This is a genomic window from Hallella colorans (assembly GCF_003096815.1).
GTDB classification, from domain to species: Bacteria; Bacteroidota; Bacteroidia; order Bacteroidales; family Bacteroidaceae; genus Prevotella; species Prevotella colorans.
On sequence record NZ_QENY01000054.1, the window covers coordinates 1 to 1,623 of the forward strand.

2 protein-coding genes are annotated in these 1,623 nt (G+C 45.9%); one reads left to right on the plus strand and one right to left on the minus strand.

Translation table 11 applies throughout. The features are described 5' to 3' along the window. Positions 1-224, minus strand: a 224-nt coding sequence (locus tag C7379_RS12885) for a hypothetical protein (RefSeq protein ID WP_207773438.1), incomplete at its 3' end; no start/stop codon positions are given. 476 nt (positions 225-700) lie between these two features. Between C7379_RS12885 and C7379_RS12530 the strand changes: the two genes are divergently transcribed. Beyond that, positions 701-1,066, plus strand: coding sequence for a single-stranded DNA-binding protein (locus tag C7379_RS12530; RefSeq protein WP_103003485.1), 366 nt, complete (start codon positions 701-703; stop codon positions 1,064-1,066). Positions 1,067-1,623 lie beyond the last annotated feature (557 nt).

Sequence of the window (1,623 nt, forward strand, 5' to 3'; positions counted from 1 at the left end):
TATAGATGTATATATGTATATACGTCTATACGGCAATATAAATTCACGCTTACACAGATTACTTTGCAGACCTTATACTGATCATACACCTTTTCCCGTCTCCTCGCCATGGAATGGCTTTTCAGGCCTTCTTTGGCGTGCCTTTTCAGACAACTACGCTTTCTCACCTGACTGACGGTGGTACCCAATAGCGATAAGGCATCATAGAATCTCTTGCTGTCCATGTTCTCGCTCCCTTTCGGCTTATCTCCCTGCCAGTTCCTTTCCTTTCTTCGGCATCGACAGCCATTTTACAACTCACCGTTCACCCGGTTTCAGGGCTTAATAGAAGTGGTGGTATTTTCGTTCTCCGATGCCCATGTGCATTTCCCGATACTGTAAGCGGTGTCAGCCCTCTCTCCTTTTACATCCTCTCTCCACCTTCCACTTCAAATCCGTTCATGCGTTCTTTTCATTTTTCAGATAAGTCCGACATCCATTTTCCTTTGCAAAGTTAGCGCAAGCGGTGTTCCGCAAGGGTCGCCTTCCAGGACTTGCCTCGTGATTTTTTTCAAGTTTTTGGGGTGCGGTTGCTCCTGATCCAAAAACTCATTGGTCGGAGATGAAAAAAAATAACGGTCATCCCTTGCCTTTGCACACCTTCATACTTGCCTGCTCCTTCATGCACGTAAAATAAATATCAACTTAAAAAATTACAATTATGAACGCAATGAACAATTTCACAGTTACAGGTTATGTATGCAAGGATGCAGAAGTAAAGAAATTTGAGAAGGCTGCCATCGCACGCTTCGGTCTCATCATCAAGTACACGGAGCATAAGGGGAACGAAACCGTAACGGTCTCATCGATTATCAGCCTTGAAACTTGGGTTAAGAACGATGACACGGCAACTTTGGAACTGCTGAAGAAAGGAAGGGAACTTACGGCAGAGGGATTCTTCAAGCCAGAGAGCTACAGCAAGGACGGCAAGAATGTCACGGTTCTGAAGAACATCGCTACAAAGGTTACAGCCTTCGTCAGGGATAAAAAGCAGGAAGCTCCCAAGAAAAAGGACAAGAAGGCTTAAAAAGCCCTCCGAGGTGAGAGAGACTCTTTTGAAAAGGGTCTCTTTTTTTTTCTGCTGCAATCTGCTAAGCTCGGCGCATTATCTTCGCACAACTGTCTATCCTTCTTGGCACACGCCTGAAGGCAAGTGCCGTTCTTATAAGCCCGGCGCCCACGTCTGCGACGAGGATGCCTCTCACGACCTGTCACCTTGCGGTCACAGTCCGTGAGTCAAGGGAGAGCGGAGGGGCAAAGACCAAAGGTCACTGCCCAGACAGTCTGTATGTAGGATTATCGACAGGCTGTCTATAACAGCGCACCGCACTTCGTACGCCAATACATATAGCCATATATATGTATATACGGCTATATGTCTATATGGCAATACGGGCATGCGTATATACATTGCCCCTTTGGTGCTTAAACTATACTTAACCAATAACTATACTTCCATTTCCGTTTCTGCCTTCGACCTCACTTTCCGTCACCTTTGTAGTCATCATCGACTTTTATAGTGCAAAGGTATCGTAGGCAGGGAACACGGCAAGTACCAGCTGAAAGCCTATTGGAGGAAAACTT